This is a genomic window from Shewanella sp. 10N.286.51.B7, from assembly GCF_002873615.1.
GTDB lineage: Bacteria > Pseudomonadota > Gammaproteobacteria > Enterobacterales > Shewanellaceae > Shewanella > Shewanella electrodiphila.
Window position 1 is genome coordinate 15,116 of sequence record NZ_MCUF01000017.1, and the last position, 18,151, is coordinate 33,266.

Here is an 18,151-nt window from a genome sequence, read left to right on the forward strand (position 1 = left end):
AGCAGTAAACAGGAAGGCTTATCGTTCAATAAACGGGGTTATATCTGTTATGACTAATTACCCCCTAATAAGCACACCATGGTGTATTTATTTTAAGGCTAACGTCATATATGCAGCTTGAATTGGGGCACTATAAAGACAAACTAACCTGCACTTAAATCACGTTTGTAGGATTAAACCCTCGCCTAGAACATCCATACCTTTAACTCTCTTGCTGAGTGTTTTGGCTTGCTCCAATAAAAAATAACAAATCAAATCACCACCTCTTCCAAGAGTCATCTTCCGTTTAAAAGCACAAAACCTTAGCTAAGCGTCTAAAGCTAAGCGGCTAAAACTAAGCGACTAAAGCTAAGCGGCTAAAGCTAAGCGGCTATAACTAAGCGCCTTAGGCTAAACCTTTAAAGTTAAGCGACTATAACTAAGCGACTAAAGCTAAGCGGCTAGAACTAAGCGACTAAAACTAAGCGACTAAAACTAAGCGCCTATAACTAAGCGCCTATAACTAAGCGACTAAAACTACGCCCTTAAAACCAATCGACGATTGGCAATTGGTTAATTGCCATTCAGCTCAATTAACTCGCTCCCACGACTTAATAAAGAACAAATAACCCTCAGCGAGCAAAAAACAACCTGAGGGTTTCATCCTACAAACGCGATTAACTTAAATTAATGTCTCCCCCTAGAATGCTCGCCAACACATTAAGACCGATGCAATTTCAACAATGTAACAAGATGAGCAGCACATAAAGATGCGCCACTTTAAGCAGAAATTGTATGGGGTTCACAACTGACCAAGGTTCGTTAGTTGATATCAATAACGATTGAATACGCATAGTTTTGCGGTTCAATAGGAGTATTAGACATGAGCTTTACAAAGAACTGGATGACATCATTCCCAATGCAAGTATTAACCCTTGGTATAGGCTTGTTGGCACTCAATTATCCAGTGCATGCATTTGCTGAAGATACGCAAATCGAAGTCGTTAAACAGCAAGAACAAATTTTGACTGGCAGAGCTATTTTTGCAAAGTACGGTATTGCTGATGATCTACCTAAGCTTGGCTTAAGCTCATTAGCGCAAGGTGAGCACTTGGTCGAGCATGTAAGCCGCACAACTAAAGTGGGTGACCAAGAGCGTCGTTCAGAAGTCTTCTTGGTTCAAAATACTGATGAGAAAGGCAACATTGACCTTAGGATTAAATACGATCCATCCAAGGTTGATGAAAATGAAGACATCATCAATGAAATTGAAGCCAACACCAAAATTGAGTATCGCTTACGTAAATATGCCCAAAGCTACGATCCAAACTCTGTTACTGCAACTGAGCTGGGTAATGGTCAGGTAGAAATTGCATTTAACTATTCAAAATTTGGCTTACCACAAGACATCGCTTATTTCCGTTTTATGCGAGTTAAAATCATTGCGGAAAACAATCAACCAGTGCGTATGGTTATTAAAAATACTCGTGATTTTGCATACCAAAATTTTCGAATTAATGACTATCAACAAGTGGTTGATTTTGAGGTTCACGATGAAGGCGTCAGAATTAAGCAAAAGCACATCCAAGCTATTGGCATGAATAAAAAAGCCCAACCTGTGAGTGTTACTACCTTGGTTGAACCTGTGGTTTTTTACGATGATGAAACACACTCTAAAGTGCTAAACGAAGCACGTTTATCACAGGTATCTGATCCGAGATACAAAGAGGAAAGCGTAAAGTTAGACAGAGTCTTTCCTTTAATGAGTGACATGGTTCGCCAGCAAGGCATTGATGTGCCTTTACCGTTTGGTATCTCTATGGCGTACCGCAACCAAGATATGAACTTTGGCTTTACTGACTTTGACATTATGGGCATTAAGTTAAATGAGCTATTCGATCCCTATAAATCGGTAGCCCAAGTGAATGCTGAAACATTAACTTTACGCGGTGAAATGAACATCCTGCCATTTTGGAATGTGTTTGGGTACTACGGAAAACTGAATGTTGATGCCCAGGTTGATGCGGAGTACACCGGTGAAATTGGTCGCCAACTACAAGATGCACTGAATAACAAACTACCAGGATTAGGTAACGCACTATGTGATGAGCTATCTGCATTATGTAACTCGGGCACATTATCAGTGCCACTTGATTTACATTATGACTTAGCCGGTATCGGTACGACTTTATCAGTTGGCTACAAACAGCTTTTTGCCTCAGTAACAACCACTTACACCAAAACAAAAATGGAAGGTAGTGATAAATGGAGCGACGGTATCTTAACGATTCAACCTATGTTGGGTTACCAATTAGCTGATTACCGTGCACAAATTTTTGTTGGTGCTGAGTATCAAGACTTAAATCCGAATATGGAAGGCACGATTGCTGGTGTTGAACTAGGCGGAGAAGAATTTTTCTATAACGTCGGCGTAGACCTAAACAAATGGGCTTACTTAATCGGATTTAACAAGCAATTTGGCAAAAACTACAACCTGAGTGTGCTTTACAACAAAGGCGAAACACGTAACTCATTTACGGTTAACTTTGGCTACCACTTCTAAATATTAATTGTTCGACAAAGCACATGACGAGCTAGCCAACTAAAGGCTAGCTCAATATCACTGACTATGGCTATGTAGGCTGAAAACTCAATGAGGACTCCATCCTACATATGCGATTACAGATAGATAGCTTGAGCAATTATTATACACCCACATTCACTGACAGCGCAGCCAACAGACCTTAACAATAATCAGTAAGCCTAACTTGGCGAACTGCTGGCTACGTCAACAGCCTAGCTTATAACAGCTAGAGTATTACAGGATACAACGATGACTTTGTTCAATAAAACACTACTAGCCGTTACCATTACACTGACTTTAGCCGCTTGCGGTAGTGATAGTGATGAGACGCCAGAAACAACACCGACTCCACCACCACAACTTCAGCCGTTACCACCTGAAGAAGTCAGCCTTGAAATCGGTAACAGCATTATTACAGCAACAAAAGAATCTCACGTAGTCACTTCAAGTGACGGCGAAGAGTCTTTAGCCAGCATTGAAAGCTTTAAAGGCATTACTTACGCAACAGCAGAACGATTTGTTCACAGCGGCGTAAGCGACATGACAACTGAAGTTAATGCCACAGAGTTTGGTTTTGCTTGTCCCCAGCTTAAAACCACACAGGAACTGCAATCTGAAGATTGTTTAAGCCTTAATATTTGGCGTCCTGCAGATGTCGCAGAAGAGACATCATTACCTGTTTATGTATTTATTCATGGTGGCGATTTCGAGTCTGGTGCAGGTTCTGAACCGCTTATTCATGGCGATACCGTTGTCGCTCAAGGTACAGCTGAAGGTAACCCATTTATTGCCATTACCCTTAACTATCGTTTAGGCATGTTAGGCAGCCACTGGCTGAAAGATTCGCAGGGCGGCAACTATGGCCTTGGCGACCAAAAAACAGCCCTTAAGTGGATTAACCAAAACATCGCAGAATTCGGCGGTGATATTGAAAATGTCACCTTAATGGGTCAAGGCGCTGGCGCTATGTCTGTCGGTATTTTACAGCAAACTGACACCGAAGAGCCGATGTCAGGTGAGTACTTTACTCGCGCGATTATGCAAAGTAATCCAGCAGGTTTCGATTATCGTAGTTACGACCAAGCAGAAGATTTTGCCGATAAAATAGCAGATTATCAGGCCGAAATGCCTGAGCTTGACCAAGTTGATTTAAAAGATTTGCCACTTGATCAATTGTTAGAAGTACAAAGAAAAGCATCATCAGCGCTTTCGCGCATTGGCGACTGGACTGGATTATCTTGTGTTGACTTAGACAACTTAGTTGGCAGTGGTATTTGTTTAACCAGTAAGGTTTCAAATGAAACGACGCCATTGGCAAACTTAATGCCTTTCGCGCCTTACATTGAATATAAAAAACCGATTTTTGGTTCAACCATTAAAGGTTATCACTTAAGAACTCAGCCAGCACTTGATCACTTCACTGTGCCAACGGTTGTGGGGTCAAACACTGACGAAGCTAGCAGCACCGCTATGCTGCCAAGCTTAACGTTTTTAATTCCAACCATTATTAACTTAATGACTGAAGATGACCAAGATTTAATCGAGCAAGGCGATGTTAACCAAAACATGATTGAGTGGCTTGCAGACAAAAATAACATGGCATTAGTAGAGCAAGAAATAGCCCAACTAACTGCTGATGATATTAAAGCGCAAGTCGAACTTGGCGATATTTTACCAAGCTCTGCATACGAGGCGATTACCAAGTTTTACTTTGGTTTAGGTAATGGTGACACCACGAATGGCTTATTAGGCTTAACTGATTTTTACCCAAACAAAGAAGGTGAAGTGTCAGGCGCGTTAGCCAACATGAAGCAGTTTAAAATGATGTTGAATGACGTGTTATTTGCAGGACCTGCACGTAAACAGGCTCGCGACAGCCAAGAGGATAATGTAGAAGCGACCTTTTACCAATTTGGTTATCACGCAAGCTTTAACGTATGGACTTACAATACCGATGGACAAGAAGGCGCTGTGGATATTGGCGATGTACTTAAGACTGTAAGCTGTATTAGCGGTGCTTGTAATGCATCAGAACTGCCATTTGTGTTTAACAAACCGTTAAAACTGGATGGTTCTTCAGTAAAAGTAAGCACTAAAGACCAAGCATTGATGGATAGAATGTCTCGTCTATGGTTCAGCGATGAGCTGTTTAACGACTACCAATACAACAGTGACAGTGTACTTGTGTTTGATGAAGATGGCGTTGAAACCTTCACCCAAGATTGGGATAGCAAACAACCAGGCGTCGACCCAGAATTACGCGACGGTCGCCTACAAGGACTAGAAAACCTAAATCTAATATTAGGTTACATGTAAGCATTAACCAGGTGTCTAGCACAACACACTAATGACATGTTAATAAGGCCAGTTCGCTGGCCTTTTCTATGACTTTTTCTTGCTAAGGTAAAATATTTTCAATGACATTATTCAAACTTAACCAGCACAATTCCATTTGGGCTTTGCTATGTGGCATCTTGCTGTTAAGCGGCTGCGCCACCCCGAACCCAAGCGTACCAGACGATTTTGAGGCCAACTTTCAAAAGCGTGATTATCAAGCTAAAGCTTATATCATCCCTAGAGCCAATGAAGCATTTGCACACCGTATTGAGTTAGTCAGGCAAGCCAAAAGTAGCATCGACATGACCTACTTTTCATGGAATGGCGATACCTTAGGACTAAGCCTGCTAAATGAAATTAGCAAGGCTGCCGATCGCGGCGTCAAAGTTAGGTTAACCTTAGATGACTTATTAGTGTTTAATGACAAATGGTTAGCTGATATTGATAAACACCCTAATGTACAAATCAGAATATTTAACCCTTTTAATTCGCGCAAAATGGGTTGGGCTGGACGGGCTTTTGATTTTCAAATTCATCAGCAGAAGCTAGATAATCGCCTGCACGAAAAATACTTTAACATTGATCATCAGTACATGATTTTAGGTGGTAGAAATATCGGTGACGAATATTTCGGTTACAGTAAAGCGGCCAACTTTTACGACCTAGATGTTTTATTTTCAGGTGACGTCATCGCGCCTTTCGCGACCAATTATGAGCGTCAGTGGCACAGTGAACACTTAGTGCCTATTGCCGAGCTGATTCATGTTAAAAAAGACATTAACGATACCCGCTATTTTAAAAAAGCCTTCAATAAGGCAACAAAAAAGCATGCTGAAATTATTGCCGATATTGAGCACACCATCAACACAATGCCAGCAGCGCAGTGGATTGATGTCACCGTTTCCCCAGTGTTTGATTCGCTAAATAAAATGGAAAACCGTTTACCTTACTTTAGACAACGTGCTGAAATTGCAATCCAGGATGAATTGGCTAATGCCAAAGAGGCGGTTATTTCAACCCCATATATTGTGCCAACCGACGGTGATTTTTCGGTGGTATCAAAGCTTACAAAGCAAGGTGCAAAAGTACAGCTAGTCACAAACTCATCGGCATCGAACGACTCGTTATTTATACCCGCCTACTACGAAGAACACCGTAAAACCTTACTGGATATGGGCGTCGATATTTTCGAATATAAAGACACGGCTAAAAATGATGACCACTTTTATCATGGCGATACTTATTATCACAATAAAACCATCATTTTAGATAGCCGCGTGTCTTATATCGGGTCGTCTAACTTTGATCCGCGCTCAGACTTTATCAATGTGGAGTTTGGGTTATTTGTTCACAGTGCAGCCTTTGCTGAGAAGTTGCATCATTACCTATTTGCCCAGCAATCATCTCTGTATTGGCAAGTGAGCAAAAACGCTGAAGGCGAGATTGAATGGCAGTCGCAACAAGAAGTACTAAAGTCAAACCCAAACTATGGTAGTTGGCATAAGCTACCGGATTGGTTATTCAAGAAAATGGATGGTGAGTCGGAGCTGTAATTAAATCCAAAAGGTGTTGATTAATGACTTTAATCAACACCTTTTAACTGTGCTTTGATTCAAATAACTTCGCCGACTATAACCATCTACCATTTACCATTGGCTGATTGGGTGATTGGGTGATTGGGTGATTGGGTGCAGCGTTCTGCTTAATCAGCTTTCTGTTTATTTGTAGACTTAAGTGAATGCTTTGATAATTTAATATACATAATCAATGACAAGAAGATCACCACGCCACCCGCTAGCTTTTGCATTTCTACGCTTTCACCTAACATCAAGATACTCAACATTAAGGTCCAAATCGGCTCTAAAACCATAATCAGCGCGGCGGTTTCCATGTTCACAGAATACTGACCTATGGTCTGTAATAAGTAACGCAGCGATGTCGCAAACACTGTAGATAACACAAACCATATCGCCAAGTTACTGCTGACTTCAAACGGTGCTTGCTGCGTGAACGCAACATAAATACCGCCGACTAAACCTACCATAAACAGCTGTAAGCAGATTGAATCTAACGGTTTAATACGATTGCTGATCTTCTTATTTAATACAAAATGAACTGACAATAACGCTGAAGCGAATAAAAAGAACCATTGAGATTCATCCACTTGCCAGCCATTGGTTAATGTCATGAGCATCATCCCAGCAATACTCATGGGTAAGGCATACCAAAAAGCTTTGTTAGGTTTAATCTTAAATAAAATCCAGGCTGTCATCGGTGCAATGATCATGGCTAGGCTCATAATGAATGCCCCTTCCGACAAGCTTTGGGTCACTGACACCGCATGTACCCATACCAATAGTGCCAGACCTAGAAAGATCCCCACGCCACAAGCAAGCAGAATTTGTTTCGCCCGCAAACGCCATAAGCTTTTATAGCAAAATGGCAGTAACACTAGACTTGCTAGCATGAAGCGACTGGCAATAAAGGTCTCGCCTGGCATATCCATTACCACGACTTTCGAGGCAATCCAGCCAAGTGCAGCCAACAAAGTGGCGATGAATAAAAACAAGGCTCCGCGCATGTATGGCCTCTAAAGTGGAATTGATGAATATGAAAAGAAGTGACGCTGTTATAAACGATTATCGATAAAGTCACGAACATTGTTTTTGTAAACTGTGAAATCAACGAGATTTATCACGATGGATTTAAATAATTAAAATACCAAAAAAATAGCAACCAAGCGTTAGCGAGGTTGCTATTAATCTCTATTCTAGTTGATCGCAGCGGATTCAACTAGCCAATCTTTTTAGCCATGAGCTAGTTTACTGCTCACTGTACTCTGGGTAATCAGTTAAGCCTTTTTCATCTCCGCCGAATAAGGTAGCAGGATCATGGGCAACTAATGGGTAACCATTTTTAATGCGGTTCGGTAGGTCAGGGTTTGATACAAACGGACGACCAAAACCAATCATGTCAGCTAAGCCATCGTTAATCGCTTGTCCGCCCTTTGCTGCGTCATACTTACCTGCGTAAATTAACACGCCTTTGTAAGCTTCACGTACGGCTTGTCTGAATTCAAGTGGGGTTTCAGGCGCATCATCCCAATCTACTTCTGCGATGTGTAAATAAACAATGTTATGACCATTAAGCATTGCTGCAGCAGCGGTATAGGTTTCAACAGGCGTTGCATCAACAGTGCCGTTAAGTGAGGTAAATGGCGCTAAACGCACACCCACTTTATCAGCGCCAATGGCATCAACCATCGCCGTGACGACTTCACTTAAAAAGCGCAGACGGTTTTCGATTGAGCCACCATATTCATCAGTGCGATCGTTCGCTTCTGAATCAATGAACTGATTGATCAAATAACCATTTGCCGCATGTAACTCGATTCCATCAAAGCCAGCTTCAATGGCATTTAATGCAGCCTGACGATACTCGCCAATCACTTGTTCGATGTCAGCTTTGGTCATTGCACGTGGCTCAACCACATCCACAAAACCCGGTGCATTGCTGCCGTCATCAATGAATACTTTTACATTTTCAGCTTTCATCGCTGATGATGAAATTGGCTGTTCACCGCCAATGTTTGCTGGATGGGTAACGCGACCTACGTGCCAAAGCTGGGCAAAGACAACTCCACCATTAGCATGCACGGCTTCAGTGGTTTTCTTCCAACCCGCAATTTGCTCAGGCGAGTAAATGCCTGGTGTCCAAGCATAGCCTTGACCCATTGCAGAAATTTGGGTGCCTTCAGCCACAATTAGACCTGCTTGTGCGCGCTGACCATAGTACTCAGCCATCATATCGTTTGCAGAGTTACCAGGCTGTGTTGCACGAGAGCGTGTCATTGGTGGCATAACAATACGATTTTTTAGGGCGTGTTCACCTAATTGAATAGTTTGAAATAATGCATCTTTCATGGTCTTTCCTTATAACGAAAATGGGAAATCAATCGGCAATATGCCAAGGAAAACTTAATCTAATTGAATCAGTTCAATCTGGTAGTTATCTGGATCAGTAATAAAAGCAATGTGAGTTTCGCCGCCTTTAACAGGGCCTGGCTCGCGAGTGATGTTTCCGCCTAATGCTTTAATCTTGTCACACGCCGCATAAATATCGTCAACACCTAAGGCTAAATGACCAAAAGCGTTACCCATTTCATATTCATCGGTATCCCAATTATGGGTCAATTCGATAGTCGTGCCGCCTTGCTCATAACCAACAAACACTAAGGTATAGCGATAATCAGTATTTTCATGACGCTCTAACACCTTCATACCCAATACATGAGTGTAAAATTCTATTGATGTATCAAGATCAGCAACTCTGATCATCGTGTGTAGAAATTTCATAAAAAACCCTTAAGCATGTGCAAATAAATGTGCTGCTATCACTAGCGATTAAAGCTATTTTACGACTTAGTATTATAAAAATATAATCATTAAAAATTCTTAAAATCATAATTTTTTGTTATCAACAACTAAGTATTCCCCATTTTATAGCCAGAACCACAGGTTAATTTGCAATTGTCGACGTACATTAAGGTCTGAAACTAAACAATGAAGTGTGAAATAGAGACATTAAAGATTGAAAATTTTCATACTAGCCATTGGAGCATTTAACAAGCTTTTGCCCCAAAACAAGCTAGAGCAGGATTGAGGCTAATTTCAAGACACGCGATTAGACTTACTTTTCCTTATGTCTAGAGTTCTGACTATGTGGCCAAATTTACTGATCCACTACAGTTGATGCTTCTTCGTAAGAAAGGTGATCTGGAAAAGTTATAAAGCGATCTTCATGACCCACCACTTCCTGAGCTAACATACCATCAGTACTGCCTCCGCCTCTGGCCACATCGTTGATACCTTGATTGATCGCGACAGTGTCCCAAGTCGGAAAAAACAGGCCAACCACGCGGCTCCAACCTGAAGATGTGTAACCTTGCTACCGTCAGCAATCACATCATCTCCGCCAACAGCAGATGAGGCAAATTCAGACATCTGGATAAGGTCTCGACTCGGTTTTATCGTGAATTTTTCATGATGGGCTCGCTATTGAATTGAAAAATAAGGACAGGAGAGAATGACTCCCGCCATAAAGACCATCAATTAGTTAAGTTTGATTCGAAGCACATGGTATGGCTTGGTTGAACCTTCTTCGCCTTCGTTGAAAGCAGGGTGGAAGTGAAGAGAGTTTTGAGTGACGTACAAGTAATCACCCTGGATAGAGAAACCATCTGCCCATGACAATAACTTGTCATCTTGTGCAAAGATTTTGTAGCCGTCTTTATTCACCACACCAACAGCATTTTTCTCAATATCACCGACATAGATATCACCGTTATCTGCGATAATCATGCCATCACTTGGACGTTTTTCACTGAAAAATTCAATCTGCTCGGCCAATGCATCTTCACTAAGCGCTGTGTTAGCAAGAGCAGCGGCAGGAATACGGTAGATAGCACTACCATTGACTGTACCAAAATATAGCCATTCATTATTTGCATCAATAGTGATTGGATTCACACCAAGATAAAGCGCATCAACGCTACCATCTTCACGCTTTGTCGCCATACGAGAACTATCAATCACAACTTCATGCTCAGGTGAAAGCAGTGCTTTATTTGATTGCAAAACGCGGCGAGATTTACCTGTATTTAAATCTACAACAACAAAGGCAGGCGCAGCTTCGCCATACAGATTACCTAAACTCGTATCGGCAATGTACATCTGGTTACGCAGTGTATCTAATGCAAAATCCTGTAAAAAAGAGTTACCGACCTGTACGTCTTTTCCAATTTCAATGCGTTTAAATAGCTTATCGTTGACGGTATCCCATGCAACAATTTGCGAAGGCGAAGTTTCACTGCCCATATCTAACACCCACACAACACCATCATCGGTACTATCAATACCGATTACTGAAGCCAAACCAACCTCACCTTTATCTGGACCATCTGCCCAGTCTTGGGTTGGAAATGCTTTGGTTGAGCCATCCTTCATCAATTCAACAACACGAAGTTCAGGTGCATCAAGGGGTTGCATAGAAAGGAAAGTACGCCCCTGCTTCGTTACTGTAATGTTCCCTGGTCGTGTGCCATCAAGCTTGGCAACCACTTCGATATCAGCCGCTTGCGCTGTGTTAACTATCATCGCAGTCGCAAGTGTTAGTAAGATTTTGATATTTTTCATGTCGAGCCTCATTGGTGTTCTTTGATGCCCTAACCGTTTTAGTCAGGGCATAGTGCTATAACAAGCTTGTTTTATTTTGTCGTTACGCGATCTTAGTCATTTCGTTGACTGTGAAGCTTGCGACAGAGCCTTCCGTTGCTGTCATGTAGTCCGCAAGGTGCTGGTTGCCCATATGAGCCTGCCAAAGTTCACGTGATACCCAGTTTTCATAAAAAGTAAAATGCGCTGGGTTTTCGTTGTCTTGATGAAGGTCATAGTTGATGCAACCTTCTTCAGCGCGAGTAATGTCGATAAGCTTTAGTAGCTCGGCTTTCACCAGTTCAATTTTGTCGTCATTAGCTTTGATGTTTGCAACAATCGTTAATGTAGTCATGGGATGTTCCTTTTAAATTTGATACCGAAATCGTCGGTAATTTTGATGTCTTTAATGTTTTAGTGATAGGGCAACTCGTCATGTCATATTGAGTTACTCACTAAATGTAGTACAGGTACTACACTCAATTACTGACTTATATTTTAAATACTTTCAAATCTATTTTGATAATTGAATGTTTGAATACGTTAATTTTTAACTAAGAGATCTTGGTCATTTCGTTGACAGTGAAACTTGCGACAGAGCCTTCGGTTGCTGTCATGTAGTCAGCAAGGTGCTGGTTGCCCATATGAACTTGCCAAAGTTCACGTGATACCCAGTTTTCATAAAAAGTAAAATGCGCTGGGTTGTCGTTGTCTTGATGAAGGTCATAGTTGATGCAACCTTCTTCAGCACGAGTTATCTCGATAAGTTTTAGTAGCTCAGCTTTCACAAGTTCAATTTTGTCGTCATTGGCTTTGATGTTTGCAACAATCGTTAATGTAGTCATAGGAGTTTCCTTCGTTCTGAGTTAGTGCCGTGCTTAGCGCACTGCGTTGTTGGTATGGAGGTATAATAGTGCGAACATTGCCAATGAAAAACAGCCTATCAATTGAATAATTACCAATTAAAATTTGATAATAATCTTTTAATATTTCATGTGGTGCGATATAAAGGGATAGTCATTTTCAGATTTTGTTAACACACTGATTAAAAGGTAACGGTTATGCTCTTAGAGGATTTTCAGGTCATTTTAAAAGTCGCAGAGTTTCGCAGCATCACTGCTGCTGCGACAAATCTGGATATGCGCACGGCAACGGCAAGTGCGGCGGTAAAACGTGTTGAGGCATCATTAGGGGCTGAATTATTTGTACGAACGACTCGTCATATACGCTTATCTTCTGCCGGCGAGCGTTATTTGCCTCAGTGTGAAGAGGCGTTGCAGATGCTTGAAAAAGCCAAAATGAACATGCGTGAAGAGCTAGGGATTATTGATGGAGAGATCCGCATCGCCCTTTCGTCTGATTTGGGCCGAAATGTGGTCACACCTTGGCTTGATGAATTTTTGTTGGACTACCCAGACGTTTCACTTCGCTCCAGTATCAGTGACAGCAACATCGATTTTTATCGAGATTCTGTTGATATGGCGCTGCGCTATGGCTCACCAACCGATGCGAGTATGTACGGTTTTAAAATTTGTGATGTGCCAAGGCTGTTGTGCGCCAGCCCGGAGTATTTAGCAAAATACGGTACTCCATCCGAGCCAGATGATCTGCTTGAACATAATGCCCTGTTTTACCAGTTACATGATATTTTGCAAAATGAGTGGTTGTTTAATGATGGAAAAGAGGACATTAAGGTAAAACTGAAAGGTAACAGAGCATCTAATGATGGCGATCTCGTTCGGCGCTGGTGTGTGGCGGGGAAAGGGGTAGCAATCAAGTCTTGCCTCGATATGGCCGATGACTTGCTAACAGGGAAAGTGGTCAATGTAATGGCAGACTATAAACCGACTTCCACTGAGCTTTGGTTAATATGCCCAAGCCGACAATCTATTACCCCAACCGTCCGCCTATTAAGGGATATGCTTAGAGAAAAGACCGAACAGATTCTAATCCAAATGAAGGACAAAGGGATTCTATTGGGTTAACTGTTGAGGTTGTGAGGGCGTGGAAATTGCCAGCCCTCAGTAAAGCGGTGATGGTCTTAACTACTGATGGTTGTCCAACCACTCACGAGTCACATCATCAACCGCTAATCCCGCACGGCAAACCTTGTAATCCAATTCTGCGATGATTTCATTTGAAAAGCGCAATTGATCTAGCTGTGCCAACTGTGCTGGGGTAAATACGATTGATCTTTCTTGTCGAAGTAATAATATGGCGCGATCAACGCTACCCAATAATCCTTTGGGCTCTTTTAATTCACGGATAGTAAATAGGTGGTGCAAGAACTGTGGTTTCCACAATGGCACAATAACCCACTCATTATTTTCAACCGCACGTTCGTAGGCACCAAAGCAATCCTCTTCTGAACCAGAGTGAAAATGATAACCCACATCGCTTAATCCATATTGGTCCATCATTTCAATAGAGAATCGGGTAATGCCAGCACCTGGGTTAATACCTTGAATGTGTTTGTTGGTGCGCTTAACGACTTCTGGTTTTAATAGGTCACTGATTTGTGAAACAACCTCTTCAGGTACATAATCGGGCACCCCCCATAGAGCGTACGGTTTATAGTGCAAACCTAACTCTAACAAAGGCTCTACCGTTTCAACATCGGATTTATAGATACCGTGGCTTGAAGGTAACCAGGCCGAAGAGAGCATGTCGATACGGCCCGCTTTTAGATTTTGGAAATTTTCTTGATGTGGTGCGTAGACACGTTCCACCTGAAAACCCATATCAGTTAAGACATGGCTAACTATCGATGCAGTAACGCGATGAAAAGATAAATCGGTAACCCCGAGATTGATAATGTTAGACATAACGTGACCTTATGATAAAAGAAAAAGAGGTTTTAAAATCGCATTTAAAGTGCCGTGAGGCCGGAATAGAGCATCTTTGTTCCCGTAAGAAACAGAACGCTATAACTTATCTTGTAAATCAACTCTTGAGAGATGATATTCACCATCCACACACCGGCTCTAACCCCTAAAAACGCAATCGGCACCAAAACTAACGAGGTCATCAAGTTTTGCATATCGATCAGCCCCATATAGCTGTATGGGATCAACTTAATAAAATTAAGCACCGTGAAAAATACTACGCTGGTGCCGATTAATTGTTCTTTCGGCAGATTTTTTGGCAGTAGATGCATGCTTGCAGGCGGGCCACCGGCATGGGCAATTGTACTGGAAAACCCAGACAACATACTTAAGGCATAGCCCTTTATCGGGTGGCTAAATTGAACCTGCTTTAGCAGAAACTTTTGTGTTAAAAAGACCAAAGCCAGCCCCCCAATGATAAGTTCAACTACAGATGTTGACAGACTACCCATAAAATAAGCAGCACTCATCACCCCCAAAATAGCGAAGGGCATCATACTTTTTAGCTCGACGTAATTGCAGTTCTTGCGGTGGTAAAACAGCGCCATTAAATCCATACCACACAATAATGGTAATAAAATCGCAGCGGCTTGAACTGGCGATACGCTCATCGCCATCAAAGGTACCGATAGCATCCCCAAAATACCGCCGACCCCTCCCTTGCCCATGCCATAGAAAAAAACGGCAGGTATCGCTGCAACATAAAACCAAAGGTCTGTGATCATGATATGTAAACCAAGAAAATACGTAGATGAAAACAAGTGTATTTGAGCAAAAAACTTTTAAAGCCATTGACTCAAATAAGGGGGAATACAAAGTTGGCTTAAGCGATTTGGGTCATTTCGTTTACAACGAAACTAGCCACACAGCCTTCAGTTGCTGCCATATAATCGGCAAGGTGTTGATTACCCATATGTGCTTGCCAAAGTTCACGTGATACCCAGTTTTCGTAGAAAGTGAAGTGTGCTGGGTTTTCGTTGTCTTGGTGGAGGTCATAGTTGATGCAACCGTCTTCGGCACGAGTGACGTCGATTAATTTCAACAGCTCTGCTTTTACCAGTTCGATTTTGTCTTCATTGGCCACGATGTTTGCAACGATAGTTAGCTTAGTCATAGTGTGTTCCTTTGTATGGAGTTGAAGCAGCTGATGGTGTGCTGCGTTGTTGGTTTGGGTGTATATTACGGTGATTATTGCAAAGTAAAAACAGTCTAAAAATTGATTTATTATCAAATTTGGTTTGAGAATTGATTTTTAAGTCTGACCATAAAGAGGGAATTAGATCGCGTTGTGTGGTGATGTGTACGGTGTTTATCTATTTATTTTTGATAATAATTCAAATAATACCGCGTTTTTACCGTGTAAAATTTGCCGTAGGATGGCCAAATCAATTTCAATTCATTGGATAAATAACCATGTCACAGATACATTTTCAACAGGGCCCAATACGCCCACCATCAGAAGCAGACAGTTTGCTTATCAGAACCACACAAGGGTGCCCGTGGAATAAATGTAAGTTCTGCACCCTTTTTGAAGGCATGGAGTTCTCTATTCGTCCGGTTGAAGATATTAAGCGTGATATCTGGGCGGCGAGGGCGTTTTATAAAAACAGAACCTTTGATAGCTGTTTTTTGCAAGATGGCGACTCATTCGCCATGGAAACCCAAGACTTACTTGACGTGCTCAATACACTGAAAGAGGCTTTTCCGGAGCTTAAACAGATCAGCTCTTATGGCCGGGCGCAGACCATGACTAAAAAATCGCCAGCGGAGATGAAAGCAATCTGCGATGCTGGGCTAAACATGCTTTACTGCGGTATGGAGTCGGGATCTATCGAGGTTCTAAAACTGATGAAAAAGGGGATCACCCCGAAATCAATCTTGAAGTCAGCCGAATATGCCAAGCAAGCGGGTATGAAAATGATGACCTTCATTATCCTTGGCTTAGGTGGAAAAGAACTGTCAGAGCAACATATCGCAGCAACGGCCGAGCTACTGAATCAAATCAACCCAGACGAAATTCGCATACTCTCGCTGGCGGTTAAATCGGGAACTGAATTGGATGAGTTAGTACAAAACGGCCAATTTACACCACTAACAGAGCGAGAGATGCTTGAAGAACAATATCAGCTTATCAGCAAGCTAGACGGCATAACGGGTAATTATGGCAACTTCCATGGCATCAATGTATTGACGGAACTTAATGGACAATTACCACAAGATAAAGAGACATTTTTGCGCACCATTGAGCACTTTATGATGATGAGTGAAAACGACCAGAATAACTTTGTTTTAGGTCGCCGCATGCACTATTACGCCACACTGAGTGATATGCGAAATCAGCTTATGTATGACAGCGTACAAAAAGAACTAGACCGAATTAAGCTGCAAAATCTTGGCAATCTTGACGATATTTTCTATCAACTCCGCCAACGTATGATCTAATAGTAAGGAACAGCGCAATGATAAACAATCTAGATAATTGGACGATTCAAAATGAAAACCCAGAGCACTGGTCGTTTAAAAATGAAGTGCTTACAATGCAAGTTCAAGAGGGCAATATCTTTGGTGCTGGCGCTAATGATGTAAAAAACATCTTTATTTATCCGGTAGACAAGCCAGAATACAGCGCGGAGGTGACGATTAATCTAGATCCGAACCTCAGTTTCGAGCAGGCTGGACTAGGGATTTACTGGGACAATGATAACTATATAAAAATCAGTAAAGAGATGTTTATGGGTGCGCGATCGCTGGTGTTTGTTGTAGAACAAAATGGTCAGCCTGATATTAAACATCGCTTATTATTCGGTGAGTCGACAGTATCGGTAAAGCTTGAAAGAAGCGACACTAAAGTTCGCGCTTATTATCGAACGCAAGATAACGACACATGGCAGTCAATTATAAGCACTGCCGCACTATCAGGGCACGAGCAAGGCGTTATGCTTTACACCTTTAGCGGCAGAATCACTGTGCCCAACTTTGCTGAATTTAGTGAGTTTGAGCTAACTGATTTGAACTAATGTGCATCCCGCATAAGATGAACTGGCCTGCTCCATTAATAAAGATTGAGTGGGTTAGTTAAGTGACGTTGCCATACTTTTAATGATCCATGTGTTGCTGAATTAGCAATTTCGCTAAAACGGAATTGTCCAGAAGTGAGTTTCAAGCTTTAATGTTACTTGATGAATCTGTTGTAACGTAAACATCAAGGCTTCAGCTAGGTAAAGTTTCGAACTTTATTGTATGGCGACAGCAATCAAAACCATAAGTGACTCAGTTAAATTCAGATACTCGGTCAGCAGATTTTTAAGTAAACGATGTGAGGATATATTCGACCAGAACTGCTTTAGATAGCGTTTAAAAGCATCAGAGAGAAAAACTTGTATTAAATTAGGGTATTTAAAAGAAGGTAAGAAGTGGTCAGTACCGCCAATCTAAAAGACACTCATTAGAAGTCGATACTGACGAAAGGATAATTAAGCGTAAGAATTAAAATAAGCCACTTGCACAGGGTTTTTAAGCGCTTTAGGGCGAATATTTTGCACTTCTGCAATCACCTTATCGGCTGGTATGCCATGGGCCAACATGATTAAACCGATCACTAAACCTGTACGCCCAGTGCCGCCTTTACAATGAACAGCGATGGTGCCCTTTTGTGCAACTAGCTCAAGTATTTCATCTTTGTGCGTTTGCCACGCTGCTTCAAATACTTCATTAGGCGCTGCATCGTCAAGAATAGGTAATTGAATCCAGCGAATATCATTCTCAGCGCAAACATTCGGTAAAGACTCAACATTATTAGCCACCATTTCTTTATCAAACATTAACGTCAGCAGCATATCAGTACCAGCTTGCTTTAAGGTAGCAACTGAATCAGTTAATGAGGCCTCTTTAGTACCAGGACAAGGGGTAAAAATCAGTTGTGCGCCATTGTCTAAGGTTAAGGCGTCAAATGGGTGTGAAGACATAAACATATTCCTAAATGATGAAGGGCAAACGTATGGGCCTATTATAATCCAAAGCTCGCATCAGTATTATGACAAAAGCCGATTTCATATTTTTACAAACACTGATACATGTTCAACCACTTATAATGCAGCAAATAAAAAAGCGAACCTTGAGGTTCGCTTTTATCGTTAATACATTGGCTGAATGTA

Annotated in this window: 17 protein-coding genes; 6 read left to right on the forward strand and 11 right to left on the reverse strand. The window is 41.7% G+C overall.

Features of this window, described 5'->3' with window-relative positions; translation table 11 throughout:
* Positions 1-862: 862 nt before the first annotated feature.
* From BCU84_RS02480 to BCU84_RS02490, 3 genes are all read left to right on the forward strand, one after another.
* Complete coding sequence (locus BCU84_RS02480; protein WP_198589517.1) at positions 863-2,542, forward strand: hypothetical protein; 1,680 nt, start codon at positions 863-865, stop codon at positions 2,540-2,542.
* 270 nt (positions 2,543-2,812) lie between these two features.
* A complete protein-coding gene (locus BCU84_RS02485) occupies positions 2,813-4,879 on the forward strand; it encodes a carboxylesterase family protein (protein WP_102526528.1) in 2,067 nt (688 codons plus the stop codon).
* 101 nt (positions 4,880-4,980) lie between these two features.
* Positions 4,981-6,453 carry a phospholipase D family protein gene (locus tag BCU84_RS02490; RefSeq protein WP_102526529.1) on the forward strand — a complete coding sequence of 491 codons (1,473 nt, stop codon included), beginning with the start codon at positions 4,981-4,983 and terminating at the stop codon, positions 6,451-6,453.
* A 149-nt stretch (positions 6,454-6,602) separates the two neighbouring features.
* Here BCU84_RS02490 and BCU84_RS02495 read toward each other — a convergent pair whose 3' ends face one another.
* From BCU84_RS02495 to BCU84_RS02525, 7 genes are all read right to left on the reverse strand, one after another.
* Complete coding sequence (locus tag BCU84_RS02495) at positions 6,603-7,481, reverse strand: DMT family transporter (RefSeq protein WP_102526530.1); 879 nt, start codon at positions 7,479-7,481, stop codon at positions 6,603-6,605.
* 241 nt (positions 7,482-7,722) lie between these two features.
* Positions 7,723-8,823, reverse strand: a complete 1,101-nt coding sequence (locus BCU84_RS02500) for an alkene reductase (protein ID WP_102526531.1) — start codon at positions 8,821-8,823, stop codon at positions 7,723-7,725.
* A 54-nt stretch (positions 8,824-8,877) separates the two neighbouring features.
* Positions 8,878-9,255, reverse strand: coding sequence for a lactoylglutathione lyase (gene gloA, locus BCU84_RS02505; protein WP_102526532.1), 378 nt, complete (start codon positions 9,253-9,255; stop codon positions 8,878-8,880).
* Positions 9,256-9,631: 376 nt separating this feature from the next.
* Positions 9,632-9,817 carry a hypothetical protein gene (locus BCU84_RS02510; RefSeq protein ID WP_102490408.1) on the reverse strand — a complete coding sequence of 62 codons (186 nt, stop codon included), beginning with the start codon at positions 9,815-9,817 and terminating at the stop codon, positions 9,632-9,634.
* Positions 9,818-10,011: 194 nt separating this feature from the next.
* Entirely contained in the window at positions 10,012-11,094 is a 1,083-nt protein-coding gene (locus BCU84_RS02515) for an L-dopachrome tautomerase-related protein (protein WP_102475381.1), read from the reverse strand.
* A gap of 82 nt (positions 11,095-11,176) precedes the next feature.
* The gene (locus BCU84_RS02520) at positions 11,177-11,467 is read right to left on the reverse strand and encodes a putative quinol monooxygenase (protein ID WP_055026561.1); all 291 of its coding nucleotides are present in this window, start codon (positions 11,465-11,467) and stop codon (positions 11,177-11,179) included.
* A 199-nt stretch (positions 11,468-11,666) separates the two neighbouring features.
* On the reverse strand, positions 11,667-11,957 hold the full coding sequence (locus BCU84_RS02525) for a putative quinol monooxygenase (RefSeq protein ID WP_102526533.1): 291 nt from the start codon (positions 11,955-11,957) through the stop codon (positions 11,667-11,669).
* Positions 11,958-12,173: 216 nt separating this feature from the next.
* Between BCU84_RS02525 and BCU84_RS02530 the strand changes: the two genes are divergently transcribed.
* The gene (locus BCU84_RS02530) at positions 12,174-13,097 is read left to right on the forward strand and encodes a LysR family transcriptional regulator (protein ID WP_102526534.1); all 924 of its coding nucleotides are present in this window, start codon (positions 12,174-12,176) and stop codon (positions 13,095-13,097) included.
* 60 nt (positions 13,098-13,157) lie between these two features.
* Here the strand turns inward: BCU84_RS02530 and BCU84_RS02535 are convergent, their stop codons facing one another.
* From BCU84_RS02535 to BCU84_RS02545, 3 genes are all read right to left on the reverse strand, one after another.
* Positions 13,158-13,937 carry a glycine betaine ABC transporter substrate-binding protein gene (locus BCU84_RS02535; protein WP_102475383.1) on the reverse strand — a complete coding sequence of 260 codons (780 nt, stop codon included), beginning with the start codon at positions 13,935-13,937 and terminating at the stop codon, positions 13,158-13,160.
* 44 nt (positions 13,938-13,981) lie between these two features.
* Complete coding sequence (locus tag BCU84_RS02540; protein ID WP_102526535.1) at positions 13,982-14,722, reverse strand: sulfite exporter TauE/SafE family protein; 741 nt, start codon at positions 14,720-14,722, stop codon at positions 13,982-13,984.
* 98 nt (positions 14,723-14,820) lie between these two features.
* Positions 14,821-15,111, reverse strand: coding sequence for a putative quinol monooxygenase (locus BCU84_RS02545; RefSeq protein WP_102475384.1), 291 nt, complete (start codon positions 15,109-15,111; stop codon positions 14,821-14,823).
* Between the two features lie 299 nt (positions 15,112-15,410).
* On the opposite strand from BCU84_RS02545, the gene BCU84_RS02550 reads away from it, so the two are divergent.
* Both BCU84_RS02550 and BCU84_RS02555 read left to right on the forward strand, forming a co-directional pair.
* Entirely contained in the window at positions 15,411-16,439 is a 1,029-nt protein-coding gene (locus BCU84_RS02550; RefSeq protein WP_055023927.1) for a radical SAM protein, read from the forward strand.
* A gap of 17 nt (positions 16,440-16,456) precedes the next feature.
* A complete protein-coding gene (locus BCU84_RS02555) occupies positions 16,457-17,014 on the forward strand; it encodes a DUF1349 domain-containing protein (protein WP_198589518.1) in 558 nt (185 codons plus the stop codon).
* Positions 17,015-17,470: 456 nt separating this feature from the next.
* On the opposite strand, the gene BCU84_RS02560 is transcribed toward BCU84_RS02555, so the two are convergent.
* Positions 17,471-17,962, reverse strand: a complete 492-nt coding sequence (locus BCU84_RS02560; protein ID WP_102526536.1) for a tyrosine-protein phosphatase — start codon at positions 17,960-17,962, stop codon at positions 17,471-17,473.
* Positions 17,963-18,151: the final 189 nt, after the last annotated feature.